This window comes from Turicibacter sanguinis (assembly GCF_013046825.1).
GTDB classification, from domain to species: domain Bacteria; phylum Bacillota_I; class Bacilli_A; order MOL361; family Turicibacteraceae; genus Turicibacter; species Turicibacter sanguinis.
The window spans coordinates 1,242,272-1,260,372 of the sequence record NZ_CP053187.1; the positions used below are offsets into that span (position 1 = coordinate 1,242,272).

General features: G+C 32.8%; 19 protein-coding genes and 1 riboswitch. Of the genes, 13 read left to right on the forward strand and 6 right to left on the reverse strand.

Annotation, left to right across the window (positions count from 1 at the left end; genetic code table 11):
- The first annotated feature begins 1 nt into the window (after window position 1).
- The 4 genes from HLK68_RS06065 to rbr all read left to right on the forward strand — a co-directional run bounded on the left by HLK68_RS06065 (window position 2) and on the right by rbr (window position 3,370).
- A complete protein-coding gene (locus HLK68_RS06065) occupies window positions 2-691 on the forward strand; it encodes an ABC transporter ATP-binding protein (protein ID WP_006785028.1) in 690 nt (229 codons plus the stop codon).
- Window positions 692-759: 68 nt separating this feature from the next.
- Complete coding sequence (locus tag HLK68_RS06070; protein ID WP_006785029.1) at window positions 760-1,434, forward strand: response regulator transcription factor; 675 nt, start codon at window positions 760-762, stop codon at window positions 1,432-1,434.
- A 2-nt stretch (window positions 1,435-1,436) separates the two neighbouring features.
- Complete coding sequence (locus HLK68_RS06075) at window positions 1,437-2,594, forward strand: sensor histidine kinase (protein WP_006785030.1); 1,158 nt, start codon at window positions 1,437-1,439, stop codon at window positions 2,592-2,594.
- 233 nt (window positions 2,595-2,827) lie between these two features.
- A complete protein-coding gene (gene rbr / locus HLK68_RS06080; RefSeq protein ID WP_006785031.1) occupies window positions 2,828-3,370 on the forward strand; it encodes a rubrerythrin in 543 nt (180 codons plus the stop codon).
- 51 nt (window positions 3,371-3,421) lie between these two features.
- On the opposite strand, the gene HLK68_RS06085 is transcribed toward rbr, so the two are convergent.
- On the reverse strand, window positions 3,422-4,345 hold the full coding sequence (locus HLK68_RS06085) for an aldo/keto reductase (RefSeq protein ID WP_006783935.1): 924 nt from the start codon (window positions 4,343-4,345) through the stop codon (window positions 3,422-3,424).
- 458 nt (window positions 4,346-4,803) lie between these two features.
- Here HLK68_RS06085 and HLK68_RS06090 point away from each other — a divergent pair, with 458 nt between their 5' ends.
- Entirely contained in the window at window positions 4,804-5,343 is a 540-nt protein-coding gene (locus HLK68_RS06090; protein WP_006783936.1) for a 2'-5' RNA ligase family protein, read from the forward strand.
- Between the two features lie 17 nt (window positions 5,344-5,360).
- Here HLK68_RS06090 and HLK68_RS06095 read toward each other — a convergent pair whose 3' ends face one another.
- Window positions 5,361-5,786, reverse strand: coding sequence for a hypothetical protein (locus HLK68_RS06095; protein ID WP_006783937.1), 426 nt, complete (start codon window positions 5,784-5,786; stop codon window positions 5,361-5,363).
- Between the two features lie 117 nt (window positions 5,787-5,903).
- On the opposite strand from HLK68_RS06095, the gene HLK68_RS06100 reads away from it, so the two are divergent.
- From HLK68_RS06100 to HLK68_RS06130, 8 genes are all read left to right on the forward strand, one after another.
- The gene (locus tag HLK68_RS06100; protein ID WP_132942693.1) at window positions 5,904-8,132 is read left to right on the forward strand and encodes a beta-glucosidase family protein; all 2,229 of its coding nucleotides are present in this window, start codon (window positions 5,904-5,906) and stop codon (window positions 8,130-8,132) included.
- 70 nt (window positions 8,133-8,202) lie between these two features.
- Window positions 8,203-8,325 (forward strand): hypothetical protein, encoded by a 123-nt coding sequence (locus tag HLK68_RS14685; RefSeq protein ID WP_006783939.1) that lies wholly within the window; start codon window positions 8,203-8,205, stop codon window positions 8,323-8,325.
- Between the two features lie 238 nt (window positions 8,326-8,563).
- A riboswitch (NiCo riboswitch) is annotated at window positions 8,564-8,668 on the forward strand.
- 99 nt (window positions 8,669-8,767) lie between these two features.
- Complete coding sequence (locus HLK68_RS06105; RefSeq protein WP_006783940.1) at window positions 8,768-9,691, forward strand: cation diffusion facilitator family transporter; 924 nt, start codon at window positions 8,768-8,770, stop codon at window positions 9,689-9,691.
- Window positions 9,692-9,746: 55 nt separating this feature from the next.
- The gene (locus tag HLK68_RS06110) at window positions 9,747-10,280 is read left to right on the forward strand and encodes a GNAT family N-acetyltransferase (RefSeq protein WP_006783941.1); all 534 of its coding nucleotides are present in this window, start codon (window positions 9,747-9,749) and stop codon (window positions 10,278-10,280) included.
- A gap of 94 nt (window positions 10,281-10,374) precedes the next feature.
- Window positions 10,375-11,040: a ribose 5-phosphate isomerase A gene (rpiA, locus tag HLK68_RS06115; RefSeq protein WP_050775603.1), complete on the forward strand. Its 666-nt coding sequence runs from the start codon at window positions 10,375-10,377 to the stop codon at window positions 11,038-11,040.
- 1 nt (window position 11,041) lies between these two features.
- Window positions 11,042-12,013, forward strand: coding sequence for a Gfo/Idh/MocA family protein (locus HLK68_RS06120; protein ID WP_006783943.1), 972 nt, complete (start codon window positions 11,042-11,044; stop codon window positions 12,011-12,013).
- A gap of 13 nt (window positions 12,014-12,026) precedes the next feature.
- A complete protein-coding gene (locus HLK68_RS06125; protein ID WP_006783944.1) occupies window positions 12,027-12,866 on the forward strand; it encodes a MurR/RpiR family transcriptional regulator in 840 nt (279 codons plus the stop codon).
- A 157-nt stretch (window positions 12,867-13,023) separates the two neighbouring features.
- Window positions 13,024-13,587 (forward strand): DUF5780 domain-containing protein, encoded by a 564-nt coding sequence (locus HLK68_RS06130; RefSeq protein WP_050775604.1) that lies wholly within the window; start codon window positions 13,024-13,026, stop codon window positions 13,585-13,587.
- A 297-nt stretch (window positions 13,588-13,884) separates the two neighbouring features.
- Here the strand turns inward: HLK68_RS06130 and HLK68_RS06135 are convergent, their stop codons facing one another.
- The 4 genes from HLK68_RS06135 to HLK68_RS06150 form a co-directional block, all read right to left on the reverse strand.
- A complete protein-coding gene (locus tag HLK68_RS06135) occupies window positions 13,885-15,024 on the reverse strand; it encodes a 5-methyltetrahydropteroyltriglutamate--homocysteine S-methyltransferase (RefSeq protein WP_006783945.1) in 1,140 nt (379 codons plus the stop codon).
- Window positions 15,025-15,285: 261 nt separating this feature from the next.
- Window positions 15,286-16,368: a hypothetical protein gene (locus tag HLK68_RS06140; protein WP_040763802.1), complete on the reverse strand. Its 1,083-nt coding sequence runs from the start codon at window positions 16,366-16,368 to the stop codon at window positions 15,286-15,288.
- Window positions 16,369-16,380: 12 nt separating this feature from the next.
- Entirely contained in the window at window positions 16,381-17,187 is an 807-nt protein-coding gene (locus tag HLK68_RS06145) for a hypothetical protein (protein WP_132942694.1), read from the reverse strand.
- 4 nt (window positions 17,188-17,191) lie between these two features.
- On the reverse strand, window positions 17,192-17,884 hold the full coding sequence (locus tag HLK68_RS06150; RefSeq protein ID WP_006783948.1) for an ABC transporter ATP-binding protein: 693 nt from the start codon (window positions 17,882-17,884) through the stop codon (window positions 17,192-17,194).
- Between the last annotated feature and the right edge of the window lie 217 nt (window positions 17,885-18,101).

Here is an 18,101-nt window from a genome sequence, read left to right on the forward strand (position 1 = left end):
TATGAATCATATTATTACGTTAAAAAATATTAATAAATATTACCATAGTGGTGAAAATTCATTGCATGTACTTAAAGATATTAACCTGAATGTAGAACATGGAGAGTATATAGCTATTTTGGGGTCATCAGGATCGGGAAAGACAACGTTAATGAATATTTTAGGGTGTATGGATATTCCAGATGATGGAGAGTATTATATTAATGGAATTAATACAATGGATTGTAATAAAGTAGATTTAGCAAACTTACGTAATGAACACATTGGATTTATCTTTCAAAAATATCATTTAATACCACAGTACACTGTTCTTGATAATGTGATAATGCCTTTACTAATTAAAGGATTACCAAGAAATGAAGCTGTTAAAATAGCAGAGGAAAAAATAAAAATGGTTGGATTGTGGGAAAGAATTTCTCATAAACCAAATGAATTATCTGGAGGACAGCAACAACGTGTAGCCATTGCGAGAGCTTTAGTTACGAATCCAACTATTTTATTAGCTGACGAACCGACAGGGGCATTAGATTCAGCTACCGGAAAGGATATTCTTCAATTATTTAATGAACTAAATGAACGAGGAAATACTATTATTGTGATTACACATGATCATAAGGTGGCAAAAGAAAGTAAGAAAGTTGTAACAATACAGGATGGAATGATAATATTTGAAAATCAGACAGCCTATTAAATAAAATCCATTAAACAACTTCACTAATATAAAGGTGAGGTTGTTTAATCGTTATTTAGGAGTTTTTTATGAGATTATTAATTATAGAAGATGAAAAAGATATATTATTAGCTTTACAAAAGGGGCTACAGAAGGAAGGATATGCTGTTGATGTTACGGGGGATGGAGAGGAAGCATTAGAGCTTTTAAATTTTAATACCTATAATTTAGTGGTTCTTGATATAAATCTCCCGAGTATAGACGGTTTTTCTATCCTAGAAATATTAAGAGAAAAAGATATGACAACACGAGTAATTATTGTATCTGCGAATAGGGAAATTGAAGATAAAATCAGAGGTTTAGATTTAGGCGCAAATGATTATTTAGTAAAACCTTTCGATTTTTCAGAATTAAAAGCACGAATTAGAGCTTTATTAAGACGAGAGTTTACTAGTGTGCCTACCATCATAAAAGAAGGTGAACTATGTCTTGATTTAGCCACTCATAAGGTCACCTTTAATGACCAAATATTGAATTTAACACTGAAAGAATACTCAATTTTAAAGTACCTCATACAAAATAAAGGACGAATTGTTAGTTCAGAGGAATTAATTCAACACGTTTGGGATGAAAATGCGGATCCATTTACGACAGTAATTAGGGTTCATATTTATTCCTTAAGAAAAAAACTGATCACGATTAGTGGTAAAGACAATATAATTCAAACGATAAAAGGTGTTGGATATTTATTTGGAGGAAGCTAGATTTGAAGAAATTTAAATTGACTTTAAAATGGAGATTTACCTTATTGACTTTAGTAATCATGATTTTAACAAGTGCAATTCTTGTTGTTTCAATTAATTATGATATAAAAAAAACAATGCCAGGGTTAACAGACTTGATAATAGATATCTATTCATTTGAAAATAATGAAACATACGGTATCATTATTCCGAATTATATGACGGATAATAATGTCGTTATTATAGATAATGCCATAGGTGAGACAGTATCGAATATTTATACTACTTCAATTATTACGTTTTGCTTTATTACTATATTAGGTTGCCTTACTACTTATTTTGTAGTTAATAAAGCATTAAAACCTGTTATTGATTTAAACCATAATATAAAGGAAATAAATGAAGATAATTTAACTTGCACTTTAAATGTACAAGGGCCACATGATGAAATTCAAGAATTGGCCATTTCATTTAATAAGATGCTTGCTAAATTAGAGAATGCATTTGCTTCGCAAAAAAGATTTAATTCTAGTGTAGCGCATGAACTGAAAACTCCATTAGCAGTTATTAAAACCAATATTGACGTATTAAAAAGTAATGAAGAAACTAATATTGAAGAATATAAAACTACTATAGAGGTTATAGAAAAGTCAGTTTTAAAGATGAATGGAATTATTGAAACATTACTAGATATCATTAGACAAGAAAATGAACCCTTAAATGACCGGGTTAATGTTTCAGTTATTCTTGAAGATGTGGTTGAAGACTTAAATGTCATTGCATCAAAGAGTGGAATCAGTATAGAAGTTAACATAGAAGAGATAGAAGACGAAATGGTAGGAAATGAAATTTTACTATATCGAGCACTGTACAATATCATTGAAAATGCTATAAAGTACAATAAGCCTTTAGGAACAGTCACAATTTCTTGCATGAAAGAACAAGAAAATATCTATATAAAAATCTCTGATACTGGAGAGGGGATAGCGGTAGAGGAGTATGAAAATATATTTAAACCATTTTACCGTTGTCAAGGAACTAATCTTTCTTCCAATAGTGGAATAGGCTTAGGGTTATCTTTAACCCAATCGGCTATAAAAATGCATGGAGGAGAAATTACTGTAAACAGTATTATTAACCAAGGAACTGAATTTTTAATAATATTGCCTATCGTGGTATAGAATTAAAATTAAATGAGTCTAAAAGTAAAAAATGTGATTATTTTGATTAGAAGTAATCACATTTTTTACTATATATATATTGATAATAATTATCATTAAATATCATATTATCAATTAATTTGAAGAAAAGTAGTAATTATTATTGATTTTCATTTAAAAATGATATAAACTAGTAATAGTTACTAGTTTATAAGAAAAAAGTTGAAAATAAGAGTTATAAGGAGAGATCTATAATGAGTAATTTAAAAGGAACTAAAACTGAAGAAAACTTAATGCATGCATTTGCAGGAGAATCAATGGCGCGTAATAAATATACTTACTATGCTGCTAAAGCAAAAGAAGAAGGATATGAGCAAATCTCTAACATTTTCTTAGAAACAGCCCATAATGAAATGCAACATGCAAAATTATGGTTCAAGTTATTGCACGAGGGTGAAGTAGCGGATACAATGACAAATTTAAAAGATGCTGCAGCGGGAGAAAATGGTGAGTGGACAGATATGTATGCAACATTTGCAGCACAAGCCCGCGCTGAAGGGTTCAATCGCATTGCTGTATTATTTGAAATGGTTGGAAAAATCGAAAAAGAACATGAAGCACGTTACTTACAATTATTAAAGAATTTAGAAGAAGGTCAAGTATTTGAGCGTGATGGAGAAGTAGCTTGGATTTGCCAAGAATGTGGACACATTCACTTTGGTAAAAAAGCACCTAAAAAATGCCCAGTTTGCTCATATGATCAAGCACACTTCGAAATCCGTTCTGAAAATTACTAATATAAATAAAAAAACTGATAGAATCTCTACGGATTCTATCAGTTTTTTTGTTTACACTAATTCTAATGTTTTCATGAAATCTTTAAGTTGTGATTCACGACTTGCACCTGCTAGTGCACACATCGGTTGATCTTGTGTTAATAAAAATCCCATGATAACCTGAGTCAGACTAATGTTTCGTTCTTCGGCTAATTGGTTAATAAGTTTAGCTAGCTCTAAGTTTTTCTCAGTATAATAAGGGCTGTCTTTAACGGCACCCTCGCCAAGCGTTGCTAATTTTGTAAAGAATCCGCTACATAAACTAAAATAAGGCATCGCTAATACATCTGATGTTCGATGGAACTCTAACATTTCTTCGTCCATTGTAACCATTGTTTCATCTGCATAAGGTTTCATATGAATTGAGCCAATGTTATAAAGGGCTTGGTTGGCTACAAATCCGCGATATCCTTTAGACTTTGCATAGTCCATGGCTTCTTTCATACGGGCAGTTGACCAGTTCGAGCAACCATAGTATTTGATTTTTCCATCACGGACGAAGTCTTGCATCGTTTCAATGAGTTCTGATACGGGACGATTTACATCATCACGATGATAGAAGTAAAGGTCGATACAGTCGATTTCAAGTGCGTCTAAACTTTTATTTAAATCGTAAGTCATATCTTCTTTAGATAGACGTGATGTTTGCATGTTTTCAAGAGGGGGATGTCCACCTTTTGTGACAATTACTAAATCATCATGACCACCACGATATTTAATCCATTCGCCGATTACTCGTTCTGAACGTCCGATTTCGCCATCAATCCAGTCGTTATAAATACGAGCTGTATCGATGACATTTCCACCCAATTCAACATATAAATCTAACATTTTGAATGCTTCTTCGCTATCCCAGGCAACACCTGCATTTGCTGTTCCAAAACCAATCGGGCAAAGTGATAAAGTCGTATCTTTAATTTGAATTCTTTGGTTCATAGATATGCTCCTTTTCCATTTTATAAATAAAAGTATGTCATGTTTTAGAGAATTAGTAAATAGAATAAACATTCGAATGTATACCTAAAATAACAGTGTAACAGTCTAGTTAAAACCAAGTAGTTCTTGGTGAAATGGGGATGGGTTCTCAGTACTACGTAGACGAATTTTCATAGTTATCATCGATTGGTAGCTCTACAGAATTTTAAGGTAAAATGCTTTTAAATAAAACTGAGGATGAGGTTAAACAAGATGTTGAATTTCATTTGAAGATGAATTAAAGTTTGTATTCGTTAGAGTAGCTGTTTGATATGGCAAGATGTATTTATACGTTTAGAACGGGAAACATTATAGCGAAGATGTCTGTTTTAGAGTGGGCGCTTGAGCTTTTGGGTGATGACGTGCAACCATTCATTTTCGAATCAATTAGAAGTTGAATGACTGAGGAGGTGACTGTAATGGATGATAAAATTTACTATCTCATTGGCTTATTTGATGAAGTAACTAATGAACAAATTCAAAATATTCATCGAGAGTTATCAAATCATGAAGTTCCATCTTCTTCAATGTGTCCACACTTAACGTTTGGTTCTTGGACGAATGTGGATCTAAATTTGTTATGCCATTGGCTTGAAGAAGTATGTGAAAATCAAGAAGAGATTCAGATTAATTTTAATCATCTTGGTTTATTTTCATTAAAAGTTTCTTTTTTAGCACCCTATGTTTCTAAACAGTTAATAGAGTTTCATGATAAAATTCATGAACGCTTTGAAGAGTATTGTGGACAGATGGGATATAATTATACTGCTAAATCTAATAATTGGGTTCCTCATGCAACCCTTGTTTTGGATGAAGAAGAGGCTGTATTAAGGTCATTACCGGTTATTGCAGAAGCTTTTGTGCCGTTTAGTGGGAAAATTACATCGTTATTATTATGTGAGTTTGGAACATTCGAGGAAATAAAGAAATTTAAATTAAAACAAAGCATGGAGGTTTAGGCCTCCATGCTTTGTTTTTATAGGGCATTTTCTTTGTTAGTTGATGCATCAAAATAATATTTTAATAATTGTTCAATTTCACTTTGAGTTAGCTCTTCATTGTTTGCTGGGGTTGAAGATTGATTTTGAGATGTATTTTTAGGTGAAGTTTCTATACGAATCATAGGGCTATAAGATTGCTTAGTGGAGACTGTACTTAGATAGGCGTAGTTAAATAGTTGTGAGACTGAGAAAGTTAAGAGACATGAAATGATAGCCACTGCTAAAAAACTAAATATTAGTGAACGATTATTGCTTCGACAGTTGTTTAGTATGTTTTTTATCTCTGTTTTTAAAGTGGATTGAATGGTTACTTGATTTATCATCTCATGAGTTGTTTCATCTGCTCCCTCATGTGTCATAGCTAGTGATTCATTTGAAATATCTTCCTTATAATCTTTCATAAAAATACCTCCAATAGTTTAGATGTTAACCTAAAAATAACATAAGAACCTTAAAATTAAATTAAATAATCACAGGCATACTTGAATATAATTTCATGAGATGAAGGAGGATTGAAAATGAGGGATATAAAACAACTTATTAATCAAATGACTCTCCAAGAGAAAGCAGGAATGTGTTCAGGACTTGATTTTTGGCGTTTAAAATCAGTTGAACGATTAGGAATTCCCAAGGTGATGGTTAGTGATGGCCCACATGGGTTACGTAAACAAAAAGATGGCGCAAGTGATGTAAATGACAGTATTAAGGCAGTTTGTTTTCCAGCCGGGTGTGCAACAGCCTGTTCATTTGACCGCGATTTACTCTATAATCTTGGTATTTTACTTGGTGAGGAATGCCAAGCAGAAAATGTTTCAATCTTGTTAGGTCCAGCGGTGAATATTAAACGTTCTCCCTTATGTGGACGAAATTTTGAATATTTCTCAGAAGACCCGTATTTGTCATCAGAGATGGCTTGTAATTATATTCAAGGTGTTCAAAGTCAGGGTGTTGGAACAAGTTTGAAGCACTTTGCTGCTAATAACCAAGAGTCACGCCGTATGACAGCAAGCGCTCAAATAGATGAGAGAACGTTGAGGGAAATTTACTTAGCTAGTTTTGAGAATGCTGTTAAAGTAGGAAAACCATGGGCAGTGATGTGTTCTTATAATCGAATTAATGAAGTCTTTGCTTCTGAAAATAAAAAGCTATTAACAGATATTTTAAGACATGAGTGGGAATTTGACGGATATGTGATGAGTGATTGGGGAGCTGTTAATAATCGAGTAGAAGGATTAAAAGCAGGTCTTGATTTAGAAATGCCAGGAAGTCATGTAACAAATGATAAATTGATTATTGAAGCTATTAATAAAGGGATATTAGATGAAACGACTTTAGATGAGGCTGTTGAGCGAATTGTAACGAAGATTTTTGAATTTGTGGATAACCGACAGGATGCTATTTTTAATCGAGATGTGCATCATGAAGCAGCAAGAAAGATTGCAACGCAGAGTGCGGTGTTGTTAAAGAATGATGGGGTTTTACCACTAAATAAAGAGGCCAAGATTGCTTTTATTGGGGCGTTTGCTAAGAGTCCTCGTTTTCAAGGAGGGGGAAGCTCGCATATTAATACGTATAAAGTTAGTAGTGCACTCGAAGCGGTGTCAAATGTGACGTCGGTAAGTTATGCACAGGGATATGAGTTAGACGTCGATCAAATCAATGAAGAGTTAGTTCAAGAAGCGATTCAAGTTGCTAAATCTTCAGAAGTGGCTGTGATTTTTGCTGGATTACCCGATTTTTTTGAGTCAGAGGGTTATGACCGGACACATATGCAACTTCCAAATTGTCAAAATGAATTGATTAAAGAAGTAGTGAAGGTTCAACCAAATACGGTTGTCGTGTTACATAATGGATCACCAGTCGAGATGCCATGGATTCATGATGTTAAAGGGGTTCTTGAGATGTATTTAGCTGGTCAAGCGGTTGGATTGGCGACAATTGATTTGTTGTTTGGGCGCGTAAATCCAAGTGGAAAGTTAGCCGAAACATTCCCCTTAAAGCTTTCAGATAATCCATCATATTTAAATTATCAAGTTGTGGATGATTTAATTCATTATCGCGAGGGAATTTTTGTAGGATATCGATATTACGATAAAAAAGAAATGAATGTTTTATTCCCATTTGGATATGGATTAAGTTATACAACATTTGAATATCATGATTTAGTTTTAAGTCGAAAAGAAATGTTAGATACGGATGAACTTGTTGTTAGCTTGAAAATCACGAATACAGGAGCGGTAGCAGGAAAAGAAGTGGTTCAACTTTATGTGAGTGATTTAACTCATCTGACAATTCGTCCTATAAAAGAGTTAAAAGATTTTGTGAAAGTTGAGTTACAAGCGGGAGAGACAAAAGAAGTTCAGATGACACTCGATAAACGAGCTTTTGCTTGGTATAATGAAACTATTTCAGATTGGTATGTAGGCACTGGTGAGTATGAAATTTTAATTGGAAAATCTTCAAGAGAGATTGTTTTAAAAGATGTCATTAAAGTCCAAAGCACAGTGGAGTTACCATTTAAAGTCACAGCAAATACAACGTTTGGTGACTTAATGAAGCATGAAACATTAAGACCTATTATTGAATCCTTAGCTAAACAGATTGATATTTCTAATGTAGGGCAGGAGATAGACTTCAATCTTGAGCTAATTCAGGATACACCACTTCGTGAACTTCGCACTATTCAAAATATCGATAATGCAATGATTGAGTATTTAATTCAAACATTTAATCATTATTTATCTTAATTTTTTGAATAAAAATTATATAAAATACAGAAATTAGTCATGTAACATATTCTTAAAGGAGGCGGCTTATATGAAGCTAGCACCTGGAGAGTTACATAATTTAAAACAATTAACAATGAAGCGTTGTAGTCATTTAACTAACCAGGCTTTATATAAAGATAATGCTAAAGTTAATGCTACTAAATCTAGCTGATACTAGTACGTTTCGTTTAGAAACAATGGCTTTTAGTTTTCTTTAATGTAGTACAGAGGAGATATATCGCGATGATATATCTCCTTTTTTATATTCAATTAGGTTCCGTCTAAAATATTTAAATTAATTTTCATTATCAATTAGAGTATTTAATTGATAAAATATCAGTTTTTATATTCACAAATAAACTCAATTTGATTAATATATTAATATAACTCTTTGCACTGCATATAAATCTACAGTACAAACTGAACAGGCAGCGACTAAGTCGTGTGGCCGGGTTGCTTAGCAACAGCAGATTTAATTATTCATATTGATGATAATTAACATCTGTGGGACAGTAAAATGTTTCACGGATGTTTTTTTATGTCCTTGTGAGACATTTTGCTCGTAAAACCATAGTAGTGAGGGTTATGAGAACGAAACTATGGGAGGATTAAGTATGAAGAAAAAAACTGATAAACAAATTGCTATGCGAGTATCAGCCGTCTCAATCATTGGAAATATTGCACTTTCTGTTATTAAATTACTTGCTGGTATTGTAGCTAATTCAGGAGCTATGATTTCAGATGCGGTTCATTCAGCATCAGATGTTATTTCTACATTTGTTGTTATTATTGGATACAACTTCTCAAGTAAAGGTTCAGATAAAGATCATCCTTATGGTCATGAACGTTTAGAATGTATTGCAGCATTATTTTTAGCAGCCATTTTATTTGCAACCGGTGTTGGAATTGGAATAGAAGGAATAAACAAAATTCTTCAAGGAAATTATGGAAACTTAGCGATTCCGGGAGCTATTGCACTTGTTGCGGCAGTTATTTCAATCGCCTTTAAAGAATGGATGTTTTGGTATACAAGACACGCTGCTAAAAAAATTAATTCGAGCTCTTTAATGGCAGATGCATGGCATCACCGTTCAGATGCTTTATCATCGGTTGGAAGCTTTATTGGAATCTTTGGAGCCAGACTTGGATTTCCAATCCTTGATCCAATCGCCTCAGTTATTATTTGTTTATTTATTTTAAAAGCAGCTTTTGAAATCGGACGCGATGCTGTGGATAAATTGACGGATAAAGCCTGTGATGATGAAACCATTAATGAAATGATTAAGTTAATAAAAGCTCAATCAGGTGTTATTAATATAGATGAAATTAAAACACGATTATTTGGAAATAAAATTTATGTTGATGTTGAGATTAGTGTAGATGGAAATCTAACACTTAATGAAGCTCATGATATTGCACAAAATGTACATGATGCTATTGAATCTAAATTTGAACACGTCAAACATTGTATGGTGCATGTTAATCCAGATACAACAAATATGACGTGCCATAAAAAAATTTCTCAAAGTGCCATGTAAGGCACTTTTTTTTATTTTAAACAGAGTATAATGAACTTAATCAAGGGGGGATTAGATGATTAAATTGAAGCATCTTTATATTAGAGAAGCAACGGTTACTGATGTGGAAACACTTGTGGTATGGTGGGCGACTGGTGAACTGATGCAACATGTTGGCTTTCCCAATGGGATTAGAACAAATATTGAAAAGTTAAGAACAGAACTCGAAATTCAAAAAGAGGATATTCAACCAACAAGTAAAAGATTTATGATTGTGAAAAATGATGGTTTTTCAATTGGAGAACTATCCTTTCATAATTTAGATCTTACGAATAAAAGTTGCGAAATCGGAATTAAGATATGTGAGCTTAGCGAACAAGGAAAAGGATATGGAGAAGAAGCGCTTCGAGGTTTTATTAATTATCTTTTTAGGACGTATGAGCTTCATCGTATTGAGCTTGATACGTTACTTGAAAATAAACGAGCACAACATCTTTATCAAAAAGTTGGTTTTAAGGTAGTAGGAGTTAAACGTGATGTTTGGCTTGATCCAGAAGGGAATTATCGAAGTGCTATGGTGATGGATTTATTAAGAAATGACTTCTATTAAGAAGTCATTTTTTTATCTAAGAAAATTAATTTCGTTATAATTATATTGACGAAATTATACTATCATATTATGATAAAGTTAAGTTAAGGGAGGAATGAAAGTGGATATTAAACAAAAATGTGCTAAAGAAGCATTGAAGCTAATTCCTAAGTCAGGGGTTATCGGACTTGGTGGTGGAAGTACGATTAGTTATTTAATTGATGAAATTAAGGAAAATAAATTGAACGTTCAAATTGTAACGCCTTCTGTAAAAACTAAAATGCTCTGTCTTGAAAAGGAATTAACCGTCCTTGATCCTATGGCAATTCATCAAATTGATATTGCTTTTGATGGGTGTGATGAAGTAGATGCTAATTTTAATGCTTTAAAGAGTGGCGGTGGCATTCATACACGTGAAAAATTAATCGCATCGATGTCAAAAGACTACGTACTGTTAATTGATGAAACGAAGTTTAGTGAGGTTTTAACGTTTAAGCATCCAGTAGTTCTTGAAGTACTTGAATCAGCGATTTCTTATGTTCAATACGAGGTTTTAAAACTTGGAGGCGTTCCAGTGATGCGTCATTCAAGTGCAAAAGATGGATTTACGATTACGGAGAATGGTCATTATCTAATGGATGTGACGTTTTCTCAAGTATCAGATATTAAAGAGTTAAATGTAAAGTTAAATGAAATCTGTGGTGTGATTGGGACATCATTATTTACAAAAGAAGTGACTAAGGTTTTAATTGTGGATCAATTAATGGCAAAGGAGTGTTAAAATGAAAAAATTAAATTGGGCAATTTTAGGACCAGGATTAATTGCAACTGAGTTTGCACAAGCCTTACTAAATGTACATGGAGAAATTTATGCCGTTGGATCAAGGACGTTAGAAAAAGCAGAAGCGTTTGCTAAAAAATATCAGGTACAAAAAGCTTATGGAAGTTATGACGAACTATTAGCAGATTCAAATGTGGATGTTGTCTATATTTCAACCCCTCATTGTAATCACTATGAATATATTATGAAAAGTCTTCACCAAAATAAGCATGTGCTATGTGAGAAGGCCATTACGGTGAGTAGCTCAGAGTTAAAAGAAATTACTGAGTTGGCAGCCACTAAAAATTTAGTTGTTTCAGAAGCGATGACGATTTACCATATGCCTCTTTATGAAAAACTGAAACAAGTTGTACAGACCGGAAAATTAGGAACTTTAAAAATGGTCAATGTATCTTTTGGGAGTTGTAAGGAGTATGATGTGACGAATCGTTTCTTTAGCCCAGATCTTGCAGGGGGGGCATTACTTGATATTGGAACGTATGCTTTATCATTTGCTCGTTTCTTCTTATCAGCACAACCTCATGAAGTGTTAACGACAGTTAAAAAGTTTGAGACAGGTGTAGACGAGCAATCAGGAATCATTTTGAAAAATGATGCAGATGAGATGGCGGTCGTGACATTAACGATGCGTGCTAAGATGCCAAAGCGTGGTGTGGTAGCAGGAGATTTAGGATTTATAACAGTTGATAACTTCCCACGTGCAACACGTGCCATGATTACGTATCTTGATGGAACAACAGAGGTTGTTGAAGCGGGAGTCGAGGCAAAGGCGCTTGAATATGAAATCTTAGATATGGAAAACTATATTTTAAATAACGGTGGAGATGATGTTCTTCAGTTATCAGTAGATGTGATGGATATTATGACTGATGTCAGAAATCAATGGGGAATTAAATATCCATTTGAAAAATAAGGAGTTTTACTTCATGACTAAAAATGTGTTAGATAAAATTTTTGCGGTGTATGATGATTTATATGAAGCAGAGAAAAAAATAGCAACATATATTTTAAACAACCAGGAACAAGTCATTGAGATGACCGTTTCTTCTTTAGCATCTGCGAGTGGAGCTAGTGAAGCAACCATTATCCGTTTTTGTAAAAAGTGCGGATATAAAGGATTTCATGATTTAAAGATGAATATTGCAAAACAAATGATGAATTCAGGTTCAGTTAATTCAAATGATTTGAATGTAAGTAATTTAAAACAATCACTAAAAAATATTTTAGATAATAAAGTAGATGAGCTAACTCAAACGATTTCTTTGATGGATGAAAAAACGGTTGAATCGGTCCTTGATTTATTAGAAAAAGCAAGAGTTGTACAATTTGCCGCTGTTGGAAATACGATTCCTGTTGCACTTGATGCAGCTTACAAATTTAATCAAATTGGAATTAGTGCGGTTGCCACGCCAATTCATGAAACACAACTTGCACTTACTTATACGTTAACAGAGCAAGATATTATTATTGTCATTTCAAATTCAGGAGCTTCAAAAGATTTAGTGACTCTTATTGATGCAGCTAAAAAACACAATATTAAAGTCGTTGGAATTACGAATCATGATAATTCTCCAATTGCTGTTCTTTGTGATTATCACATTACCACGTTCTCAAGAGAGCGTCTATTCTTCAATGAATACTGTTTCTCTCGCATATCTGCGATGACTGTCATTGAAGTGTTATTTCTTTTATTAACATCTAAAAAACGAGATGCCTATCAAATCATGAATCAACATGAGCAAGCAATGGCAGATGATAAAATATAAACAGAATCATCTATGTTTTCTTTTTGGTGCAAATTAGTATTATAAATAGTAACAATATGATAAAATGGTAAAATTATATATTTTTATAGGAAAAAATTATTAATCATGGTAAAATTATCAATGGGTAACAGAATTGAAGAGAATAGGTGGGTTATTTTTGAATATTTTTACTATGATAAATGGATGGGGATCCGCAATCAAATGTAGTACCAGGATTCCAAATTTTAATTTTAAAAATATAATTTTTGAAAAAAACAGACCAGATTTAGAAGAAACTACATTAGTACAATCATCATTTGATAATTTATTAATGCAATTACCTGTAACAATTATTAAAACAAAACATATTGTTAGAGATAAACAATGCAAGCATCTATATCCTGATATGTTACAGGCGATGATTAAAAATAAGACGTCTGTAAAGATTAAAGATGTTGTTGTAGCCTTTGTCGCATGGGATAAAGACAATAGTCCGGTTAAAATAAAAGAAAGTATTGACTTTGGTGACGGGGCTTATATTAAAACAGTTAACTATACAGATATTAATTTAATTCCTGGTGGAATATTTAAAGGCCAAAGAGGATTAGAAATTGATGAAAGTTGTGAAATAAACACATTCAAATCCATTGTTTTATCGTACACCAATTATAAAGAAGAAACATGGATTAATCCACAATTTGAAAAATTCTGCAGTCTTTATGAAGGAAAACAATTGAATTAATTGATTTAAGAATATTAAATAAAAATGCGTCCTTTTAATAGAGACGCATTTTTTTATGAGGTATTTATCAAAGATATAAAAAACCATGAGTGCCTCACGGCAGTCATGGTTTAGAAATAGGAGTGTAGAGCTATAAAAAGGAGGAACTTTAGTATATGGGTTGGATCACCAACCACTACTTATAGTTTCTACTAAATCCGACAAATTATTCAATTAAATTAAATAACACTTTTCTTATTAACCACAAATAATCAGAAAAGTGTTATTTTTATTTATGCACTTAAAAGAGGAACCTGGCTAAGCTAGGTTGAGATTTCCCCAAACTTTGTTCGCACTATCCACAACTAGTTTTAATTTGTTCCACTGATCCTCATGTGTAATAAGATTTCCTTCTTCAGTTGAGGCAAATCCACACTGCGGACTTAAACATAACTTATTAATATCCACATATTGAGATGCTTCTTTGATTCTTTCAATAATTAAATCTTGATTTTCAAGTTCGGCATGTTTCGTTGTAATAAGTCCAAGAACAACAAATTGGTCTTGGATGAAACGCAAAGGAGCAAAATCACCGTTACGGTCTGTATCATATTCAAGGAAGAACGCATCTACTTTCGCATTGCCAAATAAGATTTTGGCAACAGGCTCATAACCACCTGATGAAAACCAAGAAGAACGGAAATTCCCATGACAAACATGAAGCCCAATTTTTAAATCATCAGGACGATCCCCAATAATATCATTAATCAGATTTACACAATCAAAGCATAACTCATCTACATCAATTCCTTGATCAATGTAACCTTGACGATACTCTTTTGACGCAAACACACCCCAGCTCGTATCATCTAACTGCAAATAACGACACCCTAAGTCATAAAATGCTGCAACCGCCTTGCGATACGTCTTCACAATATCTGCACGTAATGCTTCATTACTTTCATAAACTGGATTTTCATTATATCTTGAGTCAATAAGTGCTCCTACCATATAAAGCATACTTGGTGATGGAATCGTCATTTTGGCAACATGATCACCTGCTATTGATTTTAAAAACTTAAAATCTTCAAGCATAGGATGATTAGTAAAATCTAATTTACCAGATACATAAACTGTTTCAGCCTTTGTATCCACATCATGAAAATGATAACCTTCTTCTACCTCATACTTTGTTACGCCATCTAATCCTTCTAGGAAATCTAAGTGCCACCAAGCACGTCTAAATTCTCCATCAGTTACAAACTGTAACCCTGCGTCCTTTTGTTTTTGAACTAATTTTTTAATCTCATCATTCTCAATATCGCGTAACTCATCATCAGATAAAAATCCAGACTGATGTAATTTACGGGCTTCCTTAATACTATCTGGTCGTAAAAAGCTTCCTACAACCTCCGCTCTAAATGGTGCTACATGACGTGATTCTCCTTTAATACCCATTATATTTTCCCCCTTTATTTTTAGCTCAAAAAAACACTAGAGAATCGTCCTCTAGTGCTTAATAGCGCTAATTAACATTCTCTTATCTACTGGGATTTAGGACAAGAAATTCACGCTAAGGGGTGAGCAACAGAACCCTTAGCTATCTTCCTATGGTGGATAAAAATATTATTTCTGAATGTAGTCCCTTCACTGCTCTTGATAAGAATATTTAATTTTCTTTAAAGGTATTTTAATACATTTACCAATATTTGTAAATATCTATCTTGCAATTAAGGTATAATTATCGATTAAACCTTGATCACTGCGAACTGCAATTTTCCCTTCAAACTTAATCTTATTTGTATTTGTATCTAAAATAGATAGATATTGAGTTGAATGACTTTGTTTATAAGCTATATAAAGAATATATAATTTATTGTCATGAGCAATGGTCTGTTCAATCCAGAAGTAATCGTACTGATTAAGTTCTTCTGTAAAACTTGGTGTTATGACCTCAGTAGAACTGATTGAAGCATCATACGTATAAATTCCTGAATCTGAAATTAAATATAGCTTATTATTTTTAACAATTAATTGATTTGGATAGATATTTAGGTTCAAGTCTATCGTTTTTGGTTCTTCGGTTTCTAAATCTAAAGACAGGAGTTGTAATTGATCTGAATGACTTGGGTATCCTGTCATGTATAACATTTTTCCATCTGTTGTAGCAGTTCCTGAATAATCACTTGATAATTCGAATTTAAAAGTTGTACGTAATGTATCAGGGTTGAATGTATAAACAAGAATTCGAGAATTAGAATTCATTCTTCCGTAAGTTGTTAAAATGTAATAATAGGTTCCGTTATAGTCTGTAATATATTCACTGTCTCGTCCTTCTTGGGATGAGAATTCCTTTAACGCTACAGTAGTCGTTGTAATTTGATTTGTCTTTTTATTTTTAACAGCTAGACGACTGGTTGCCACATCAGCTGAGTAGGGGAATGAGGTATCAAACTGACTTGTGATAACATAGTCATCATTTTCAAACGTTTTAGCCCAAGGAGCATTTCTGTAAAGTTCTCTATTATCTAACTTTTCATCATCCATTGAATAGAAATAATCATATGTTGTGGGTGACATTTGAAAAGTGTCACTCTCAAGTAAAACTTTTGAGTAATTTGATTGATCCGTTTTAATAATTCCTTTAAGTGCAACTCCATCTAGTTCACTTAGATTCCCACTAATATTTTCTATTTTAAAATCTTGATTTAATTCAACCCGTTTCACATTTGTCATGAACGCCAGAGATCCTAACGAAATAAGACTAGCTGTAGTTAATCCGATCATATGATATAGTTTCATCATTTCACCTCTTTAAATTGACACTTTTTTATTTAGTAGCCAAGTGCTGATACCGTAACTTAAGACAGTCCCAATTAGAACAAATCCAAAGTTTACAAAGAAACGCTCATCTACAAATAAAAATAGTGATTTAGTATATAGGAAGACTGCAATATTGGCACTTCCATAGAATATCCCGAAGATAATTCCAAATATTCTTTTTGATCGGTCACTTAAGACAAAGACAGAAATAAGACCAAACATTAATATAACGAATAGTAATTTATAGATAAAATCAGTCATCGTTAGTGGAAGTACAAAATTGATGAATTGTGATTGAAGTAAGGCCCCTTGCACTAAATGTTTTCCGGTAAGTCCATCAGGTAGTAATGTGTTTAGGAGTAGTGAACCAATACCTAAATTTAAAAGTACGATGGCGTAATAAACAAAGACTGATAGGATAATCACGATTAATTTTGATAATAAAATAGACGTTCTTTGTCCCTTTAAAGATAACAACATGTAGATTCGTTTTGAAGAACCAATCCATTCTTTATACCATAGATAAAGGCCTAGGCAGATGATGATGATAGCGAAAAGAATGAAGATTCCAATAATTAATATTTGATTATCGAGTATTGATGCTAGTGTAACATGACCATTATTTTGGACGTAGTCATCAATAGAGCTATCTAATAGAGTAGGAATTAATTTTTTCTTTAAATCACTAATTTCTTTGAAAAAGAGGCTTCCTGTTAGAACGGTCATCAAGGTAAATAATGAGATGAGCCACGGAATAATTTTTTTGACTTCGATTTCAATTAAAGTTAAAAGTTTCATGTTACTATACCTCACTATATAAAGTTCGCATTTTATCCACAATGCTTAAACCTTCGTTTTGAGCTTCTTCTTTTGAGAAGCTTGCAAAGACTTGACCGTCTTCAAGCAAGACGATATGATCAGCAATATCTTGAATTTCATCAATTTCATGCGTCGTAATAATGACTGTTTGACCGTCTTCTAAGAATTCTGACTTTAAAAGATTGATAAACGACTGGCGTGTGAAAACATCGATTCCACTGAAAGGTTCATCGAGTAATAAATAAGGAGCGTCTTGGCACATCCCAACAATGATATTAAAACGTGCTAAATTACCTTTTGATAATTCTTTTAGTTTTTTATCCGTTGGAACCTTGAAAAACTTTAACATACGTTCTGCTTTTTCGAGGTTAAAGTTTTTATAAAAGACTTGTGCAAAACTTAAGTTCTGTGGAATCGTCCATCCTAAATCATGAATTGGAATATCTGGAATATAAGCAATTTTATTAATGTTTTGTTGTGTAATAGGCTCTCCATCTACTAGGATTTTCCCCTTTGAAATAGGAACTAATCGCATAATTGCTTTCATCGTTGTACTTTTTCCAACACCATTCAATCCCAGTAAACAAGTAATTTCACCCTTTTTAAATTGAATGGATACATCATCTAAAACTGTTTTTTTACCATAACGCTTTGTGACATTTTGAAGTTCTAGCATCATAATCCTCCTTGATTTGTTGATGAAAGAATTATATCTGTTAAATTTTAAGAAATAGTTACCGAAAAAGTGAAGATATTCTTAATATCATCTTAAGAAATAGATAAGTTGTATGTAGTTGAAACTTGTATATGAACCGTAGGGGGATGTTAGTACGGAATGTATTGATTAGGTAATATGCTTGATACGAGAACATCACTAAAGCTCGTGTATGGTG